Annotated in this window: 16 protein-coding genes; 2 read left to right on the top strand and 14 right to left on the bottom strand. The window is 40.2% G+C overall.

Annotation, left to right across the window (positions count from 1 at the left end; all coding sequences use genetic code 11):
- Positions 1–296 precede the first annotated feature (296 nt).
- The 4 genes from I5M19_RS03755 to I5M19_RS03740 form a co-directional block, all read right to left on the bottom strand.
- Positions 297–1,913: a DUF6377 domain-containing protein gene (locus I5M19_RS03755; protein ID WP_200064172.1), complete on the bottom strand. Its 1,617-nt coding sequence runs from the start codon at positions 1,911–1,913 to the stop codon at positions 297–299.
- A gap of 336 nt (positions 1,914–2,249) precedes the next feature.
- Complete coding sequence (locus I5M19_RS03750; protein ID WP_200064170.1) at positions 2,250–4,709, bottom strand: glycoside hydrolase family 31 protein; 2,460 nt, start codon at positions 4,707–4,709, stop codon at positions 2,250–2,252.
- Positions 4,710–4,944: 235 nt separating this feature from the next.
- Complete coding sequence (locus I5M19_RS03745) at positions 4,945–5,472, bottom strand: adenine phosphoribosyltransferase (RefSeq protein ID WP_200064168.1); 528 nt, start codon at positions 5,470–5,472, stop codon at positions 4,945–4,947.
- On the bottom strand, positions 5,469–6,305 hold the full coding sequence (locus I5M19_RS03740) for a helix-hairpin-helix domain-containing protein (RefSeq protein WP_200064166.1): 837 nt from the start codon (positions 6,303–6,305) through the stop codon (positions 5,469–5,471). The genes I5M19_RS03745 and I5M19_RS03740 overlap by 4 nt, the downstream gene beginning before the upstream one ends.
- A gap of 62 nt (positions 6,306–6,367) precedes the next feature.
- On the opposite strand from I5M19_RS03740, the gene I5M19_RS03735 reads away from it, so the two are divergent.
- Positions 6,368–8,122, top strand: a complete 1,755-nt coding sequence (locus tag I5M19_RS03735; RefSeq protein WP_200064164.1) for a lysophospholipid acyltransferase family protein — start codon at positions 6,368–6,370, stop codon at positions 8,120–8,122.
- 15 nt (positions 8,123–8,137) lie between these two features.
- Here the strand turns inward: I5M19_RS03735 and I5M19_RS03730 are convergent, their stop codons facing one another.
- The 9 genes from I5M19_RS03730 to I5M19_RS03690 all read right to left on the bottom strand — a co-directional run bounded on the left by I5M19_RS03730 (position 8,138) and on the right by I5M19_RS03690 (position 16,740).
- The gene (locus I5M19_RS03730) at positions 8,138–8,677 is read right to left on the bottom strand and encodes an Mpo1 family 2-hydroxy fatty acid dioxygenase (RefSeq protein WP_200064162.1); all 540 of its coding nucleotides are present in this window, start codon (positions 8,675–8,677) and stop codon (positions 8,138–8,140) included.
- Between the two features lie 51 nt (positions 8,678–8,728).
- Positions 8,729–10,294 carry a ribonuclease Y gene (rny, locus tag I5M19_RS03725; RefSeq protein WP_200064160.1) on the bottom strand — a complete coding sequence of 522 codons (1,566 nt, stop codon included), beginning with the start codon at positions 10,292–10,294 and terminating at the stop codon, positions 8,729–8,731.
- Between the two features lie 220 nt (positions 10,295–10,514).
- Entirely contained in the window at positions 10,515–10,805 is a 291-nt protein-coding gene (locus tag I5M19_RS03720) for a cell division protein ZapA (protein ID WP_200064157.1), read from the bottom strand.
- 21 nt (positions 10,806–10,826) lie between these two features.
- Positions 10,827–11,117 (bottom strand): hypothetical protein, encoded by a 291-nt coding sequence (locus I5M19_RS03715; protein ID WP_200064155.1) that lies wholly within the window; start codon positions 11,115–11,117, stop codon positions 10,827–10,829.
- A 93-nt stretch (positions 11,118–11,210) separates the two neighbouring features.
- Positions 11,211–13,610: a phenylalanine--tRNA ligase subunit beta gene (gene pheT / locus I5M19_RS03710; protein ID WP_200064153.1), complete on the bottom strand. Its 2,400-nt coding sequence runs from the start codon at positions 13,608–13,610 to the stop codon at positions 11,211–11,213.
- 235 nt (positions 13,611–13,845) lie between these two features.
- The gene (locus I5M19_RS03705) at positions 13,846–14,079 is read right to left on the bottom strand and encodes a hypothetical protein (protein ID WP_200064151.1); all 234 of its coding nucleotides are present in this window, start codon (positions 14,077–14,079) and stop codon (positions 13,846–13,848) included.
- Positions 14,080–14,255: 176 nt separating this feature from the next.
- Positions 14,256–14,954, bottom strand: coding sequence for a RadC family protein (radC, locus tag I5M19_RS03700; protein ID WP_200064149.1), 699 nt, complete (start codon positions 14,952–14,954; stop codon positions 14,256–14,258).
- Positions 14,955–15,033: 79 nt separating this feature from the next.
- Complete coding sequence (gene rpsT, locus I5M19_RS03695) at positions 15,034–15,288, bottom strand: 30S ribosomal protein S20 (protein WP_200064147.1); 255 nt, start codon at positions 15,286–15,288, stop codon at positions 15,034–15,036.
- 105 nt (positions 15,289–15,393) lie between these two features.
- Entirely contained in the window at positions 15,394–16,740 is a 1,347-nt protein-coding gene (locus I5M19_RS03690; RefSeq protein ID WP_200064145.1) for a Gfo/Idh/MocA family protein, read from the bottom strand.
- A gap of 106 nt (positions 16,741–16,846) precedes the next feature.
- Between I5M19_RS03690 and I5M19_RS03685 the strand changes: the two genes are divergently transcribed.
- On the top strand, positions 16,847–17,815 hold the full coding sequence (locus I5M19_RS03685) for a zinc dependent phospholipase C family protein (RefSeq protein WP_200064143.1): 969 nt from the start codon (positions 16,847–16,849) through the stop codon (positions 17,813–17,815).
- An 89-nt stretch (positions 17,816–17,904) separates the two neighbouring features.
- Here I5M19_RS03685 and I5M19_RS03680 read toward each other — a convergent pair whose 3' ends face one another.
- On the bottom strand, positions 17,905–18,567 hold the full coding sequence (locus I5M19_RS03680; RefSeq protein ID WP_200064141.1) for a DedA family protein: 663 nt from the start codon (positions 18,565–18,567) through the stop codon (positions 17,905–17,907).
- Between the last annotated feature and the right edge of the window lie 21 nt (positions 18,568–18,588).

Genomic DNA, 18,588 nt, shown 5'->3' with positions numbered 1-18,588 from the left:
TGGTTATATCGGCTACTTTAAAGCCTTTTTGATGTTAACAAAATTAAGCACTACACTTATAAATTTATTATTCATCTATACAAAGATGTGGGTCTTGAGCTTTAATCCCTACTGTTTTACTTAATTTACAAAAAAATATAAACATTTTAAATATTAAACTCTTGTAATTCAAATAGTTATTTTAAATAAATAAGTAAAAAATATAAACTATTTTTACATTGATACGCTTTAATCACGTTAAAATAATACCATAATTAGTCTTGAAAGTATAGAAAAGGCTATATCTGTGCAGTCTATTATTCGGCAGAATCCACCACTTTAATATCCATTAAACGCTGCTCAAACTGGTCGGGATTTATGGATTTTGCTTTGATGCGCATGCGGTAAACGTAAATGGTATTGACCGAATATTCCAATATTTTGGCAATGGTTTCGTTATCGTTAATACCCATTTTAATTAAGGCAAATATACGCAGATCGGTATTGAGTACTTCATGTTCCTGCGGCCATATCTGATCCTTTTCTTCGAACTGGGAGTTGAATACAGAGATAAAATTGGGAAAGATCTTAAGGAAGATGTGGTCGAAGCTGTAATATAAAACTTCCCTTTCTTCCTTGATATTGATGTTATTTACAAGCTGCTTTATATCATCATATTTTTTTATGGAAAGCTTGGTATCAATTGACATTTTTAACTTTTCCAGCTTTAATATATATCCGGATATGATCTTGAAAAATTGCCCGATGTACTCCTCTTTTATATGTCCATCTTCAACCAGCTTATAGTTAATATGCTTGAGTTGGGTATTCTTCTCTTCAATTATTCTTTCTTTATGTTTCAGCTTATCCAGTTGCTTGTATATCATTATTAAAAACAAGATCACCAATGAGGCAAGGGCGGTAATAGCAACCAGATACATCATTATCTTATTTTTTTCCCTTTCGGAGTGGTTAAGTTCCTCGGCTGCTACCAGTGGCAAAATAGCACCTATCTGAATTTTCCGTTGCCTGGCGCCATAAAAATCAGCATCGGCCTTAGCCAATTGTATAAAAGTATAAGCATCTTTTATGTTACCATCTTTATACAATTGCTCGGCCAGCGTAAAAAGTGCGACGGTTTCTTTTGTTGATGATTTTATATCAGCTATGGCCGATTCTATAAGCAGATTTATCCCTTCTTTACGCTTATCCGAGTTGATATATATTTGCCCTAAAGAGCAACTTATCATTGCACGCATATGCATTGATATAGGTGCGTTATTAAAAACAAGTTTTTTTAACTGGAAAGATCCATTATAATTATCATTAGCATTTATATGTTTTAACCCGGTATAATAAATCTGATCTACTGAGCCTGGCTTACTTAGTCGAATAGCCGAATCGATATATTTATTACCCTCGTTAGTGTAATCGGGCGCAAAATACTGGTCACTATTATATTTTGCCAGATCGGTATTGCAACGATACATAATAAAATAGTATTCCACTTTCATTGAATCTGTAAGCGCGGAAACATCTATTTTATCCATGCAATCAAACGTTTCCTTAAACATACCCGACGACAGTAAAATAAACCCGAGTTTAATTTTACTGTAATAAGCCTTTGGCTTATCATTCATGGCCTTGCTTATATCCTTCAGTTTATTCACATACACGTAAGCCGAATCGTACTGATAAGATTTATATTCATCATATAATTTCAGGCAGATATTATATTGTACATCATGATTATTTTCAGGGGTGTTGTGATAAAGCTGTTTTAAGTTTTTTATCCGTTCTATTTTGGCATTATCATATATATTTTTCCTGCCAATTTCCATTTTCAATTCATTAAGCAAACTATCAGTATTCTCTGCCGCAAAACCCGGGAAAACAAAAAACGCTGTGAAAATGAATAGTAGAACAAATTTCATATAATTATAAGAGGGTTATAAAATTAATAACTAAACTTAAACTCACCCTGATTTAGATCCTTTTTTGTCGCTTAAAGTAATAAGAGGAGGACACCGTGTAGCCCCAACAAAAAACTTTAGTTGCTATATTATTTCATCGATCAGTTACCCCGATGAATCAGATAGTTAATTTTAAATAAATATGGTTTACAATTAAAAAAAGACAATTCTTTTAACCGTAATATTACTAAATATCCCACAATAATTTCATTGCACATTTATAAAAAAACCTATTAAACAACAAAACCCGCAAGCATAAAAATGCTGCGGGCAGTTTTTTTAACGTTAACTTATTTACTAATAAGCAATAGTGAATTGATCGGCTGTGTTATTTAATTCTATGCTTTTTATTTTTTCTCCCTCAACCGGGTTGGCAAAGCCCTGCGGATCAAACCTTGAGATAGGTTTCATCAATGCCTGAAAATCATCATTTACTTTAACTTGCTTGCCGTTCAACTTAATTTCGGTGTTATTAAAACCATGTAACATCAGTTTAATATTGCTGAATTTTGATTTTAATGCCCCATCCGCCTTAGCAAATGTTATAGTTTTTGTTGCGGCATTGTAGCTTATGGTTCTTTTATAAAAAGCGCCATTCTCATACGCATAGCTTTCGCCATCATCTTCGTAATAAACAAATTTGTTATTTACATCACCTTTGTAAACGTGCAGATATAAGGTATCAACAGGCTTTTCTGTAGTGTTTTGTATCTGCGATTGCATGGGTATAATGCTGCTTTCCTTTACATATACAGGCAATTGCGCATTGGTAAGATCAATAGTTTTTTTAGCACTGCCGTTCTGCACTTCTCCATTGTACAGATTATACCATTTACCTGCCGGGAAATATATCTTACCGAATGCGCTGCTACCATCAAACGGAAATACAAGAAATGCGCTGCCAAACATATATTGATTTTCGTACAGGCCATTATAAACGTTTTCATCATGCGTATAATCAATAGCCAGTGATCGCATAAGCGGGTGCCCGGTTTGCGATGCCTCGTAGAAGGTAGAATACAGGTATGGCAACAAACGATAACGAAGATTAATATAGTTACGGGTGATCTCCAGCACCTCCTCTCCGTAGGCCCACGGTTCTGATGCTTTAGTATTAATGCCTGTGTGGTTGCGGAAATACGGATTAAATGCACCTATCTGCATCCATCGGGCGTATAATGATGGCGATGCACCGCCGGTAAATCCGCCAATATCCATTCCGGTAAATGCTACTCCGCTTAACCCAAGACTGTTTAACAACCTTACACCTGCAAGCATATGGCTGTCTTCTGCCCGGTTATCACCCGTCCACATCGCCGAATATCGTTGCAAACCCGCATAGCCTGAGCGGGTTAACACAAACGGGCGTTTGTTATTCAATGCAGCACGGTAGCCTTCATAGCTTGATCGTATCATTTCTAACCCGTATACATTATGCATTTGCAAATGTGTAGCAGTGTTACCATCGTTATTGAACAATATGTTATCAGGCGCTTTTTGCCCCCAGGTAGAAAATTCATTCATATCATTCCATATCCCGCTTATACCTTCTGCAGCATATTTCTTCAACTCTTGGCCCCACCATGCACGGCCTTTAGGATTAGTAAAATCCGGAAAATTGCACCAGCCCGGCCATACCTGTCCGGTGTAATTGGTACTGTCAGGATATTTTATAAATATGTTTTCTTTTACACCTCGATCATAAACTTCATAACCTTTTTCTTCTTTAATGCCCGGGTCAACAATAAGCGTAACCTTAAAGCCCATATCCTTTAATTTGGCAGTCATACCTTTTGGATCAGGGAACCTGTCCTTGTCCCAGGTAAACACTTTATATTTATCCATATAGTGGATATCGAGTGTTATACCATCGGCAGGTATCTTCTTTTCGCGCAGGGTTTGGGCTATACGGTAAACTTCGGTTTCGGGATAATAGCTATAACGATTTTGCTGGTAACCAAGGCTCCATAGCGGCGGCATCTTCATCCTGCCGGTTAACATGGTATATGATGAAATTATATCCTCTATTTTTTTATCATAGATGAAATAATAGTTCATTTCGCCGCCATGAGCGCCGAAAGAAGAAAAACGGTTATTGCTTGCACCAAAATTAAAATCACTTTGATAAGTGTTATCCATAAAAATACCGTAGTTAACATCGTGATGTACACCTATGTAAAAAGGTATGGTGGAATATAAAGGATCCTGACCAACAGAATAACCATACACATCACTGTTCCAGTTGGTATAGGCATTTCCCTTCCTGTCTAACGGCCCGGTTTTTTCTCCTAAACCTATAAAGTGCTCATTATCCTGCATTTTTTTATAGGTGGTAACGCTTTCGTTAACCCAGGATGTGGATAAACCAGGTTCATCCTGGTTGATTACCTCGCCCGCCAGAGTGCTGAAAGTTATCTGATAAGGATCTTTCTGAATATTAACTTTTAATGAATCAGTGAGCAGGGTTATCTCCTGGTTATTTTGAGTAACCGAAACTTTTGTAGTGGTAGGTTTGGCGATTACCGCATATGAAAAATCAGCTGCAAGCGGCTGTTTGTCCATCCTGACCCTAATAACCGATGGACTGTAAACTATAATTTTTATAAAGGCATTTTGAGTAGTAATATCAATATGCTGATCACTCACCGTAACGGCAGTTATTTTGCCCACCTGCTTTACCGGGCTTTGGGCTAATAATAATGTAATGCATGATGTAAAAAATACGGCAGTTAATATGCAATGTTTAATAATTTTCATCTTTCAGCGAATGGGTTATTATTGGTTTTAAAATGATACCAGCTCATTTTAAGCTATAGGTGCTATGTATGCACCTATTATTATTTGCTGAAATTAAAACAGTTTTATGGCACACTACGCCGGTTTTAACATATTATACATTTTTTATAAATCAAAAACCCTCCTATTAAAGTAATAGGAGGGTTTTTAAGCATTTATTAGGCTAAAAATATAACCTTAGTAAAACAAGTTAAAATCAATAATTGGCGAGTATAATAACCTTATCGCAAATGGGGCTTATCTTTTCACGGCCTTTTAAAAAGCCCAGTCCTACAACAAAGCTAAAGCCCGCAATCACTCCTCCCATGTCTTTTATCAGTTCGCTTGTTGCCATTACAGTGCCTCCGGTAGCCAGCAGATCGTCATGTATAAGTATATGCGCACCGGGTTTAAACGCATCCGTATGTAACTCAATAGTTGCAGTGCCGTATTCAAGCTCATATACTTTTTGTTTTACCGTATGAGGTAGTTTGCCAGCCTTACGCACAGGTATAAAAGGCACGCCCAATTTGGTGGCAAGTGTTAATCCGAACAAAAAGCCGCGACTCTCTACACCTGCTACGGCATCAATACGTGTATCGCCCAATTCTTCAATAAAAGCATTAACAATATTTTCGCACAATGCCGCATCTTTTAAAATGGGTGTAATATCCTTAAATATGATGCCGGGTTTCGGAAAGTCGGGTATATCGCGTATGGCCGCTTTAATTTGCTTTTGTATCATTTAAAACTTAAGTAAGGCGCAATTTTACGTAAAATTCCTTCATCAATAATAGCTATCTCTGCTAAATCATCTATTGAATGATACTTACCGTGCTGTGCGCGATATTCAATAATAGCGTTCACTTGCTTATAATCCAAATATGGCAGCAGCCTCAACTTATCAAACGTAATGGTATTTATAGGTATGCGGTGTATCAACGATGCATCCACCTTAACCTGATCTTTTATTTCGCGATACTTTATTTCGTCAAGTCCGTAAACTTCTTTTAACTGCTCTTTATTAATAAACCCGCCCAGTCGTTCGCGGTAATAAATTATCTGTCTGGCAAAAGCAGGCCCTATTCCCTGTATATCGGTTAACCTGGCAGAATCAGCAGAATTAAGTTCAACTACCTTATTAATCATTGTTGAAGTTGCAGGTATGTTTATATAAGGCTCCAATCGTATATAGTCTGCCTCGGTTATCCCATATATCTTTTTGACATCCTCGGGTTTGTAAAACCTTCCGCCTTTTGCTTCGTAATGTTTTATAACATCAATTTGCTTATCACTCATGCCTAATAATTTCCATTTAACCGCAGGTAAACCATTTGGATTGAATTTGAATAAACCTCTATGAGGTACATTTTTAGCTGCCATCGCGGTGTCATACCCGCTTTGTTTGAGCAAGGTTAAATCCGCATTAAATTGGTTTATATTAATTGTATTATCTTTGTGAAAGTATGGATAAATGTAAGGAGCGCCTAAAATAAGGAGTATAAGGAAGATAAGCACCACCATGCCGTTCCATTCCCTTTTAGTAAGCGACAAGTAATTTTTTAACTGTGCTTTCATTTCAAAGTTTAATAACGTTAAGTTAGATAATTTTAAACACATTTGTTCCGTTTTAACGCAGAATGAAGATAATAACTACCGAAGAGTTTGCCAGGGCTACAAAATTAGATAAGCTAAAAATGCCCGGTTTGGCAGCCCTGCTGATGGAGTTAATGAAAATTAACCACGTTAACGATCTGTTTGCCAAAGCGCAGCCAAAACAAGGCCCTGAATTTGTTGACGCCATTTTAGAAGGTTGTGGCATTCATATAGATTTTGATGAGCGCGAGCTAAAAAATATACCGGCTAACGGCGGCTTTATTGCCATTGCCAATCATCCGTATGGTGGTATCGAGGGAATGGTACTGTTAAAGATACTTTGCATGGCACGGCCCGATTCTAAATTGATGGCTAATTTCCTGCTAAAGAAAATCCCTAACCTTAGCGAGTATTTTATAGCAGTTAACCCGTTTGAGAATGTAGAGCACTCCTCCAGCATCAGCGGGCTTAAAAACACCCTGGAATTATTATCGAATGGTACACCCATAGGCATTTTCCCTGCCGGTGAGGTATCTACTTTTAAAATTGATAAAAAGGAGATAACCGACAGGATGTGGCACCCCGTAGTAGGTAAAATAATAGCTAAAGCAAAGGTGCCGGTAGTTCCTATCTACTTCCATGGCAATAATGGTTTATTGTTTAACTTATTAAGCCTGATACACCCCGCCTTACGCACAGCCAAGCTACCATCGGAATTATTTAACAAACAGGGACATACCATAAAACTACGCATCGGCAAACCTATTAAAGTTGAAGATATCCCTGAAAACAATAACAGCGCCAAGGTATTAAGCTATTTAAGAGCCAAAACTTACGCTTTAGGTGCCGGCCTTGACGAGGAAAAAAAGATTTTTAGTCCACGCAGTATATTTAAAATAAAAAAACTGCCCGAAGCCATTACACCTGAAACTGCACCGGACAAGCTGGCTGCAGAAGTGGAGCCACTGCGTGCGCAATACAAGATATGGACGGAAAAGAATTATGAGGTATTTATTGCGCCAACAGCGTTAATACCCTGTGTTATACGCGAAATAGGCCGGTTACGTGAAGTTACGTTCCGCGAGGTTGGCGAAGGTACCAATAAAGCTACCGATCTGGACGAATACGATATTTATTATCACCACCTGTTAATATGGGATTTTGAGGCAAAAATGATAGTAGGAGCTTATCGCATAGGTTTAGGCGACGAGATATTTTACAGCGTAGGCAAGCGTGGTTTTTATATTAATGAGTTGTTTAAATTAAAAGAACAATTTACCCCGGTGCTGAAGAAAAGCCTGGAGTTAGGTCGTTCATGGATACGTAAAGAGTATCAGCAAAAACCCCTGCCTCTTTTTTTATTGTGGAAAGGTATCCTGAAGTTTTTAATAGATAACCCGCGCTACCGTTATTTAATTGGCCCGGTTAGTATCAGCAATTCTTTCTCTAAATTCTCAAAGTCGCTTATTGTAAACTACATTAACCGCAACCATTTCGATCATGAGATGGCTCAATATGTAAAACCACGAAAAAAATTCAAGGTTGACTTTTCACGAATAGATACGGATGTGCTGCTATCCGGCGGCGACACCTTTAAAGGACTGGATAACCTGATATCAGAAGTAGAAACACGCAGTATGAAAGTGCCGGTACTGTTACGTCAGTATATTGCTCTTAACGCCAAGATCATCAGCTTTAATATTGATCCTAAATTTGCAGATTGTCTGGATGGATTCCTGGTGCTTGATCTTGAAAAGGTACCGCAGGACATCCTCGAAAAATTGGGTAAAAATTTGTAGATATTTACAATCAAATCAATACCGTATCCCTATTTTTTTGGTAAGGAAATGCAGCACCCAAATAGGCGTAATTAATACCAGTTGTTTATCGTCGTTAAAAGAAGATGGCTTACCTTCGGTTTTACCGCCGATGAATTGCAGCAACGCTGCCAAAGCCAGTATAAAAGTACCAATCCAAATTAGCGGAATACCACTTATTTGTTCTATGGCAGAAAGTTCCATTACGCCATAACTAAAGCCAAACATTAAAAACAGCATAAGGTACGACAACATGGGCGATAACTTTAAAGTGTAATAAATCCAAAAAGCGATTAAGAACGATGCCCAGTTAAAATAGCCGTTGTACTTACCTATAAAGCTAAAATGCGGAAAAGGTATTGCCCAGGCTATAGCTAAAGCACCCAATACCATTAAAGGCACTCCTATGAAATGCAACAGCAGGTTAGTACTTTGCTGATGACTTGCATTTAAACGATTAAAATATACATCAACAGGACGGAGATCCTCTTTTTTAGGGGACACGGGATTATATACTTTTTTTCCTGATCTGGCCATAAAATAAAAAAGCCCTCCCCATTTAAAAGAGAGGGCCTGTATAAAGCATTATTATTTAGCAAATGCCACCGAGCGGGTTTCCCGGATTACGGTAACCTTTATCTGGCCCGGGTAGGTCATTTCTGTTTGTATACGGTTTGATATATCTGCCGCCAACACTTCTGATTGCGCATCAGTTATCTTTTCACTTTCCACTACTACACGTAGTTCACGGCCTGCCTGTATAGCAAAGGTTTTTTCGACTCCGGGGTAAGACAAAGCAAGCTCTTCCAGCTCTTTAAGGCGTTTAATATAACTTTCCACTACCTCGCGGCGTGCACCTGGTCTTGCACCTGATATGGCATCACAAACCTGTATAATAGGTGATAGCATCGAGGTCATTTCTACCTCATCATGATGGGCGCCAATAGCGTTGCATACTTCGGGATGCTCCTTATACTTTTCAGCAAGCTGCATACCTAAAATAGCGTGAGGCAATTCCGGGTTATCATCAGGTACTTTACCAATATCGTGCAGTAAGCCTGCGCGTTTGGCCAGTTTCACATTTAAGCCCAGCTCTGCCGCCATAGTAGCACAGAAGTTTGCAACCTCTCGCGAGTGCTGCAACAGATTTTGCCCGTATGATGATCGGTAACGCATACGGCCTACCATACGGATAAGCTCGGGGTGCAGGCCGTTAATGCCCAGATCAATAACCGTACGCTCGCCTATCTCTACAATTTCTTCTTCTATCTGCTTTTTGGTTTTGGCAACCACCTCCTCTATACGGGCAGGGTGTATACGACCATCGGTAACCAGGCGGTGCATAGCCAAGCGGGCAATTTCTCGCCTAACCGGATCAAAGCCCGAAAGTATGATGGCTTCCGGTGTGTCATCCACGATAATTTCTATACCAGTTGCTGCTTCCAGTGCACGTATGTTACGCCCTTCACGACCGATTATACGGCCCTTTATCTCATCATTCTCAATATTAAAGATAGATACTGTATTCTCTATAGCGCTCTCGGTAGCGGTGCGCTGTATGGTTTGTATAACAATTTTTTTAGCCTCCTTGGTGGCTGTTAGCTTGGCTTCGTCAACAATATCTTTTATTTGCGCCATAGCCTTACTGCGTGCCTCCTCGCGCAGGTTCTCTACCAACTGATTTTTTGCTTCCTCGGCAGAGAGGCCTGCAATATTCTCCAACTGTTGTACATGCTGATTTTTCAGCTGATCAACATCCTGTTGTTTTTTTAACACGATCTCCGTTTGGCGTTCCAGGTTTTTACGGGTATTATCCAGTTCACTCTCCTTACGGTTCATGTTCTCCAAACGCTGGTTTAGCGATTGTTCCTTTTGTTTAACCCCGTTTTCACGCTGATTGATAGTGTTGTTTTTAGCATTGATCTCCTGCTCGTGCTCGGCTTTCATTTGCAAAAATTTCTCTTTTGCTTCCAGCAATCTGTTCTTTTTCAGGATCTCTGAATTGATCTCGGCCTCTTTAAGTATCTTTTTTACTTTGTTTTGGGCGGCTACTTCCTGATCTTTAAATAGCTTACGTAACAGGAAACGCCCTATAACGATGCCGGTGGGGATGCCTGCAAGCAACCCGATAATAATGTATAATATGATGTCCATTTTTTAGGTATATAATAAAAAAACCGCAACTAATTTTTAAGCTTCATGTATTGTAAAAACTTCTTATCGGATTAGTTGAATCACGGGTTACCGTCAAATTCACGATCAACGCATGCCTCTTTGATCCGTAGATATTGAAGCGTTAAGTTTTTAATAGTGAAACTTAAAATTTAACTGCGGTTAAATCTTAATGTGCTCTGTTATATGTAAAGAACGTTTATTACTTCGAAAAAAAATCGTTCAGTAAGTGATCTAAATGGTAAACCTTCTCGGCTACTTCGGTATCCTCCGTCGTGACCTTTTTATCAGCTTTTAATGATGATGTTGCATAATGCAGCACACACATTGAAAGCAGATCCTGTTTATCCCTAACCGCATAGTTTTCCTGATACTCCTTTATACGGTCGTTGATCAGCTTAGCTGCTCTTCGTATTATCTCTTCTTCTTCCATGTTTACCTTTAAAGGGTAAACTCTGTCAGCAATATTTATTTTTATTGAGATTTCTCCCATTTGAGCTTTTCACTTTTTGTATCACTTTTTAAGCAACACAATACACTTATCTATTTCCTGCACAAAGTCGTTAATTTTTTGTTTAATATCAACACTTTTTTCATTTGTTTCTGAAAAAGATTTCGCAAGTTTCAATACACGAAGCTTCTCTTCCAGGTCTTTTGTTTTGCCGGTACTGGCTTTTAATGCTACGTTAAGAGCCTCATTTTCCAGCTTTAACAGGTCATTTTCTTCCTGCAATGCAGCGCAAAGCTCAATTAAGCGCTCTGTTTTTTCTACAACTTTGTTTAATTGCTCTGCTACTGAGGCCATTTATTGTTATTAATAATGCGTTAATTGAGCTGGATTAATTGCATGGTTTGTTGCCGGCTTTTAATAGCTCATGCTACACCACGCGCCTATAAACTATTTCCTTATCTCTGCTCCTGCTTCTTTATCTAAATTATAAATTAATTTCTGCATAGTAGCATCAATTGCCTTATCGGTCAAAGTTTTTTCTGTATCCTGAAGTATAAAACTCAGTGCATACGATTTTTTTCCATCCGGCAACTTATCTCCTATGTATACATCAAACACATCTACTTCCTTCAATAACTTCTTGTCGGTTTTAAGGGCTATTTGCTTTAACTGCCCAAAGGTAACGCTGCGGTCTATAAGCATACTCAGGTCGCGCCTTACTGCAGGGAATTTGGAAACCTCCTGATAAACAATTACATTTTTGCGAACCAATTTTAATATCGCATCAAAATCAAAGTCAGCATATAGCACTTGTTTGTCCACGTCGGCCTTTTTCAGAGCTCCTGATGCAACCGACCCAAAGTTAACCAACACTTTATTTCCGCGTAAGTATTGCAAACCGTAGGCAAGGTCTGTAGCGGTGGTATCTTCTACCATGTAATCGGTTACGTTAAGTTTTTTAAGCAAACCGTCAACAATTGCCTTAAGGTGGTAAAAAGTTGCAGGCGCAGCCTTTTGGTTCCATTGTGCCGAATCAGCATCCCCTGTAACAAATACCGAGAAACGTTGTGCTTCGATATATTTCTCATTAACCAGGCTGTATACCTTGCCGAACTCATATAATTTAAGATCAGCACTTTTTCTATTGACGTTATAAGCAATTGCCTCTAAGCCCGAGTACAACATACTCTGGCGCATTACGTCCAGATCGCTGCTTAGCGGATTTACGATTTTAACTGCATGATCAGGTTCATTGGAGTAACTTAATTTGGTAAGCGAGTTAGACATGATCTCGTTAAAGCCATTCGCGCTCAATATATCCGAGATCAGGTTCTGCACAGTATCCCTCTCAGGCCTCACAGATGTATTAAGTGATGCCCTTATCTGTACCGGTATTTCTATATTGTTATATCCGTAAATACGCAATACTTCTTCCACCACATCTACTTCGCGCGTTACATCCACCCTGTACGGAGGTACCTGTAAGTATAGCCCTTCTTCAGTTTCGCTTACAATGACAATATCCAATGCAGTAATTATAGCTTTTATGGTATCGTTACCAAGGGCTTTGCCTATTAATCTGTCGATATTTTTATAGGCAACATCCACCTCAAATGGCGCAACTGGAGCGGGATAATGATCAAATATATCGGAAGATACTTCGCCACCAGCTACCTGTTGAATAAGCAATGCTGCGCGCTTAAGCGCAAAAACTGTCATATCCGGATCGGTACCGCGCTCGAAACGGAAGGAAGCATCGGTTTTTAAGCCATGCCGCTTAGCTGTTTTACGTACAGAAACCGCGTTGAAGTAAGCGCTCTCTAAAAATATTGTGGTTGTTGATGCGCTAACACCCGAACTAATACCACCAAAAACCCCTGCGATACACATAGGTTCATCGGCATTACAGATCATCAGGTCATCGGCACTTAATTTACGCTCTACACCATCCAATGTTTTGAACAGCGTACCTTCGGCACAATTTTTCACGATAACCTTGTTACCTGTTATGGCAGCGGCATCAAACGCGTGCAGTGGCTGCCCCAGTTCATGCAAAACATAATTTGTAACATCAACCACGTTATTAATACTGCGTACTCCTATAACAGCCAACCGCTCTTTTAACCACTGTGGCGAGTCTGCTACCTTTATTCCCGAAATACTTATGCCCGAATACCGTGGACTTGCCTGCTCGTTCTCTACAATAACTTTTATGGGGCTGCTGGTGTTATTCACCTTAAAGGCGCTTACATCAGGTTTTTTAACTTCTAATTTTAAATAAGCCGCAATATCCCTCGCTGTACCTAGATGCGACATGGCATCAGCACGATTTGGGGTAAGCCCAATTTCGTACATATGATCATCATTCAGTTTAAAATAACTTTTTGCAGGGGTACCCACAACGGCATCGGCATCAAGTTCCATTATACCTGCGTGATCTGTTCCTAAACCTATTTCATCCTCGGCGCATATCATCCCCTCAGATACTTCGCCCCGTATTTTCGACCGGTTTATTTTAAAAGGTTCGCCTGCAGTTGGGTACACCGTAGTGCCTACTGTTGCTACCACTACCTTTTGCCCTGCAGCTACGTTGTTAGCGCCGCAAACAATTTGTAAAGGCTCCACACCGCCTACATCTACTTTGGTTACTTTAAGCCTGTCGGCATTAGGATGTTGTACACATTCGGTTACGTAACCTATAACAAGCCCCTCTAACCCGCCGGGTATAGCCTGTACCTTCTCCAGACTTTCCACTTCTAAGCCGGTACCGGTTAATATAGTGGATAGTTCTTCGGGGGTTTTATCGGTATCAATAAATTCTTTGAGCCAATTGTAAGATATCTTCATTATGCAGAAATGATAATCGGCAAAGATAGGATTTGGCTTGGAAAGCTGAAAGGGTTAAAGGAGAAAGGTGAGGTAGGGTAAGCTGATTATTAGAAAGTGTTACTATTACTAATCAAAGCCGTAATATAATGTCCGGGGTGCTGTCGCAATATATTTGAAGAGTTAACACTAACCAAAAATGCCCGTCCGTTCGAAAATATGGCACTTCCGGACGGACGGACAAAATAACGCTCATTTAATCGTCGTCATCTGTTGTATTATCGTCGTCATCTAAATTAAGCGTATATGCCGGTTCGGCTGCATCATAAGCCCGTTCTGCCTCCTGGGTCTCATCAGTTTCCCCTATATCGTTATTAGTTTCATCAAAGCCATTGGAGTGGATATCCTGCTGGCTCATCTGTTCGTCTGTTTGGCCACGCTGGTCGTCCTGTTGCAGCATATCATCTTGTTCTTCGGGTGGAGTTATCATGGTGTGTGGTTTTATTTACTATCATAACATTCCGGTTGACGGGTTGTTTTAAAAAACAGTTACAACCTTATGCCCTAAACTTTGTCATGCTGAATTATTTCAGCAACTCATTTGGAAGGTTAAAAGCCTGTATGACAGGTTCCTTAAACAAGTCCCAGGATGACGGGCTATGCACCTCACATTAACCCTTCATCGCCGAAACTGAAGTAACCGGTATCTGCAAGTATCAAATGGTCAAGTACTTTAATATCCAGCAATCGCCCTGCATCTGCTATTTTTTTGGTGAGCGAAAGATCCTGCTGACTGGGCTTTAAATTACCCGATGGATGATTATGTACCAGAATAATACTGCTGGCCTGCCGTTGCAGTGCCATGTGGAAGATGATCTTAGGATCAGCTACGGTACCACTGAGGCCACCTTTACTTACCAGTTCTTTAGCCAGCACCTTTGCCGACTGGCTTATTAATATGATCCAGAATTCCTCGTGGTTAATATCCATCAAATGGCGACGCATAATTTGATAAGCATCACGGCTACTGCTTATTTGATCGGGTGCCTTAGTTTCGGTTTCACCTCGTCTGCGCCCTATCTCCAGCGCGGCAATAATAGCAATGGCCTTAGCTTCGCCGATCCCGCGAAAATTGCATAACTCGCTTATAGTAGCCTTGCCGAGTTTATTAAGATCGTTATTGTAATGGTGCAGTATGCGCTTACTTAGTTCCACGGCGGTTTCGTTACGACTGCCGCTGCCTATAAGTATAGCCATCAGTTCGGCATCTGTCAGGGCGCGCCTGCCCTGCGCTATTAATTTTTCGCGCGGACGATCTTCCTCCGCCCAGGCTTTTATACTAATGTTGCTTGCATAATTTTCCACAGTACTAAGCTAAAAAATTACTGCAAAAAAAAGGGATCATGCCGCTGGCACAATCCCTTTTATATTTTTTGTTAAGCTATTAGCTTAAAGTGTTAACAAACTTGGTAAGCTTTGACTTATTGTTCGAAGCTTTGTTTTTATGAATAACGTTCTTTTTAGCTAAACGGTCTAACATAGAGATCACTTTAGTTAATAAAGGAGCTGCATCCGCCTTAGTAGCAGAAGCTCTTAATTTCTTAATAGCGTTTCTGGTGGTTTTAGCCTGATACCTGTTACGCAGACGCTTCGCAGCGTTTGACCTGATTCTTTTTAATGATGATTTATGATTTGCCATTGTATAGCTTGTTATTCTTTGCTTATTTTTAAGGTTGCAAATATAGGGTGATAAATTTTAATATGCAATAGTGTTAGTAATTTTTGTAGAATATCCCTTAAACTATTAATATTCGCTGTTAAGCGCAAAGGTGTTTTTGCGTTCTTTCCATTTGCCTTTGGTAAAATCAGGGAATTGTTGAGGCATATTCCCCTCGGTTATTGATTTTTGAGAAAGCGGTAATATAGCGCTCATGGTTACAGAGTCGTACACGTCAATTGGTGTTTGGGTTTTACGTTTAACCGATTCTACAAAGGCATTAAACACAAACCAGTCCATACCACCGTGCCCCGCCCCCTCTGCAACCGATGCATATTTTTGCCACAATGGGTGATCGTACTTAGCCAGCCACTCTGTGGCGCTATCCCACACATCGTTCCGTTTAGATTGCCCTTCTATATAAACAGAGTGGTTGACATCCATCCATAAGCCCTTAGTACCCTGCACCCTGAAACCTAATGAGTACGGCCGGGGCAAGTGGGTATCATGCGACAATAGCACCGTTTCGCCATTGGCACAATTTATCATAGTGGTTATTACGTCGCCATTTTTATAATTTATTTTGGCGTTAGGGTTACCCGGTGCCTGTTCCTCTACATAGGCGCTTAAGCCACGCGCTTTTGATGAGAATGAAACCAGGTTAGTAAACCTGTTGCCGTAATTAATGTCGGCGTAATGCATAAGCGGGCCTACACCGTGGGTGGGGTAAATATCGGCGTTAACATCAATATTGAATTGTGTGCGCCACTGTGCCTCGCTTATAGCCTCCGGACCGAATTTCACACCTCCACCATAATATTGCTTACCATCATTAAATAATACATTACGTAAATTATGCTGGTAACCACCCTCAAGATGGATCATTTCGCCGAAAAGGCCCTGCCTTTGCATATTTAATACCGCCATTACATCGCGGCGGTAGCATACGTTCTCAAGTGTCATATAGGGCATCCTGGTTTTCTCATGGGTTTTAACAATATCCCAATGATCATCCAAACTCAAGCCCGCAATTACCTCGCAGCCTACATATTTACCGGCAAGCATGGCATCAACTGCCTGCGGCTTATGGAACTGCCAGGGTGTAGCAATAATTACCGCATCCACATCTTTACGATCAAGAAGCTTTTTATAAGCATCTGTACCACCAGTGTATTCAGCCGGTAATTTTTTACCTGCCTTTTGAAATTGCTTGCGGCACTCGCTTAACGATTGCTCCTGCGTGTCGCAAATGGCTACTATCTCTACATCGTCGCGCAGCAAACCCTCCTGTATATGATCGCGCCCGCGCAGCCCTACGCCAATATAACCCAGGCGCACTTTATTCATATTTTTACCAAAAACAATACCCGAAGGAACAATGCTGATACCGGCTGCCAAAACCGAACCAGATGCTATAAATTTTCTGCGATCCATTTAAATAAATTTTACGGTGAGTAACCAACTCAAATTAAATAAATTTTAACTGATAGAGACAGACCTGTTGATAAATTAAATGCATTTTCGCCATATTTACAGGTAGATGAAACGCAACCTTATCGCTTTTTTTGTTGGATCGGTAATTATTACCCTCTGCTCTTCGTGGGGATTTTTTGCCCATTACCGCATAAACAGGCTAGCGGTTTTTACCCTACCCAAAGGAATGGCTGCATTTTATAAAAGCAATATCGAGTTTATAACAGAGCACGCCGTTAGCGCAGACAAACGCAGGTATGTAGACTCTACCGAAGCACCACGCCATTACTTTGACGCCGACCATTACGGAAAACACCCCTTTAGTGTTATGCCACAACGATGGGTGGACGCCGCGGCCAAATACTCATCAGATACCCTGAATAAATATGGCACGGTTCCATGGTCTATCAACTCTAATTATTACTGGCTTGTTAATGCCTTTAAAAGGCATGATACAAGCGCCATTTTAACCATATCAGCCAACCTGGGCCATTATATTGCCGATGCGCATGTGCCGCTCCATCTCACACAAAATTACGACGGACAGCTTACCGGGCAAACCGGCATACACGCGCTTTGGGAAAGCCGCCTGCCGGAGTTATTCAGCAACGGTTATAATTATTACGCCGGAAGGGCACGCTATATCAAAAGCCCGCTGGCAGAGGCGTTTCGTATTTGTCGCTCATCCTATAACAGTGTCGACTCCGTTCTGCGGATAGAAAAACAATTAAGTAAAAGTTTTACCGACGCGCAAAAATACACCACGGAAAAGCGTGGAAGCCAGCAGGTGAAAACTTATTCAATAGCGTACTGCAAGGCTTATCATAAGTTATTAAAAGGCATGGTGGAAAGGCGCATGCGCGAATCGGTTTTAAGCATCGGCAGTTTTTGGTTTTCGGCCTGGGTAGATGCCGGGCAGCCTGATCTGAATAAACTGATAGAAAAGCCTTTAAGTATTGCTGAAAAGAAAAAATTACAAACAGAGGAAAGCATGTACAGGGTGGGTAAAGTTTACGCTGTCGCCAATCAACCATAATTTTATCAGGGCCGATAAAAATTATATATACCATTAGCTTACTCCACCCGGTACAATTACCGGAAAAAAGGCAAGAGTAATATTTCCGGTTAGCGGGTAGACTGTTGTTTCCCTTTGGCCATTTTCGATTTGATATAAACCACAACAGGCGGCACCAATGATATCAAAATAATGATGATGGCCACCAGTGAGAAATTATTTTTAAAGAAAGGCACATTACCAAACAAATAACCGCCGTAAAGGAATAAAATAATCCATGCCGCACCACCAACAATATTATATAAACTATAACGTGCAATTGGCATACGCCCTACCCCGGCTACAAACGGCGCTATAGTACGTATGATAGGCACAAACCTGCTGAATATTACTGCCTTGCCTCCGTGTTTGTCAAAAAAAGCCTTGGTTTGCAGGTAGTAGCTCAGCTTCAATACCTTGTTTTTTTCTTTAAAAACTTTAGGGCCAAGGTAAATGCCCAGCAAATAATTCACGGTATTACCGGCAAACGCTGCAATTATTAGTATGATACACAGCAGGTGAATATCAAGCCCGGTTTGGCCGCCTGCTATAAGCGCACCGGCTGCAAACAACAGGGAATCGCCTGGCAAAAAGGGCGTCACCACAAAACCGGTTTCCGCAAATATGATAACAAATAGTATAAGGTAGGTCCAACCCCTGTAATCGCTTATAATTTGGGCAAGGTGTTTATCAATATGCAGAATAAAATCGATAAGGCTGTGTAGTAATTCCAATGCGTTTTAATTTTAGCCAAA

Origin of the sequence: Mucilaginibacter segetis (assembly GCF_016522075.1) — a bacterium.
GTDB classification, from domain to species: Bacteria; Bacteroidota; Bacteroidia; order Sphingobacteriales; family Sphingobacteriaceae; genus Mucilaginibacter; species Mucilaginibacter segetis.
The sequence above is the reverse complement of the archived record's forward strand: the minus strand, read 5'-3'. Positions and strand labels throughout refer to the sequence as shown.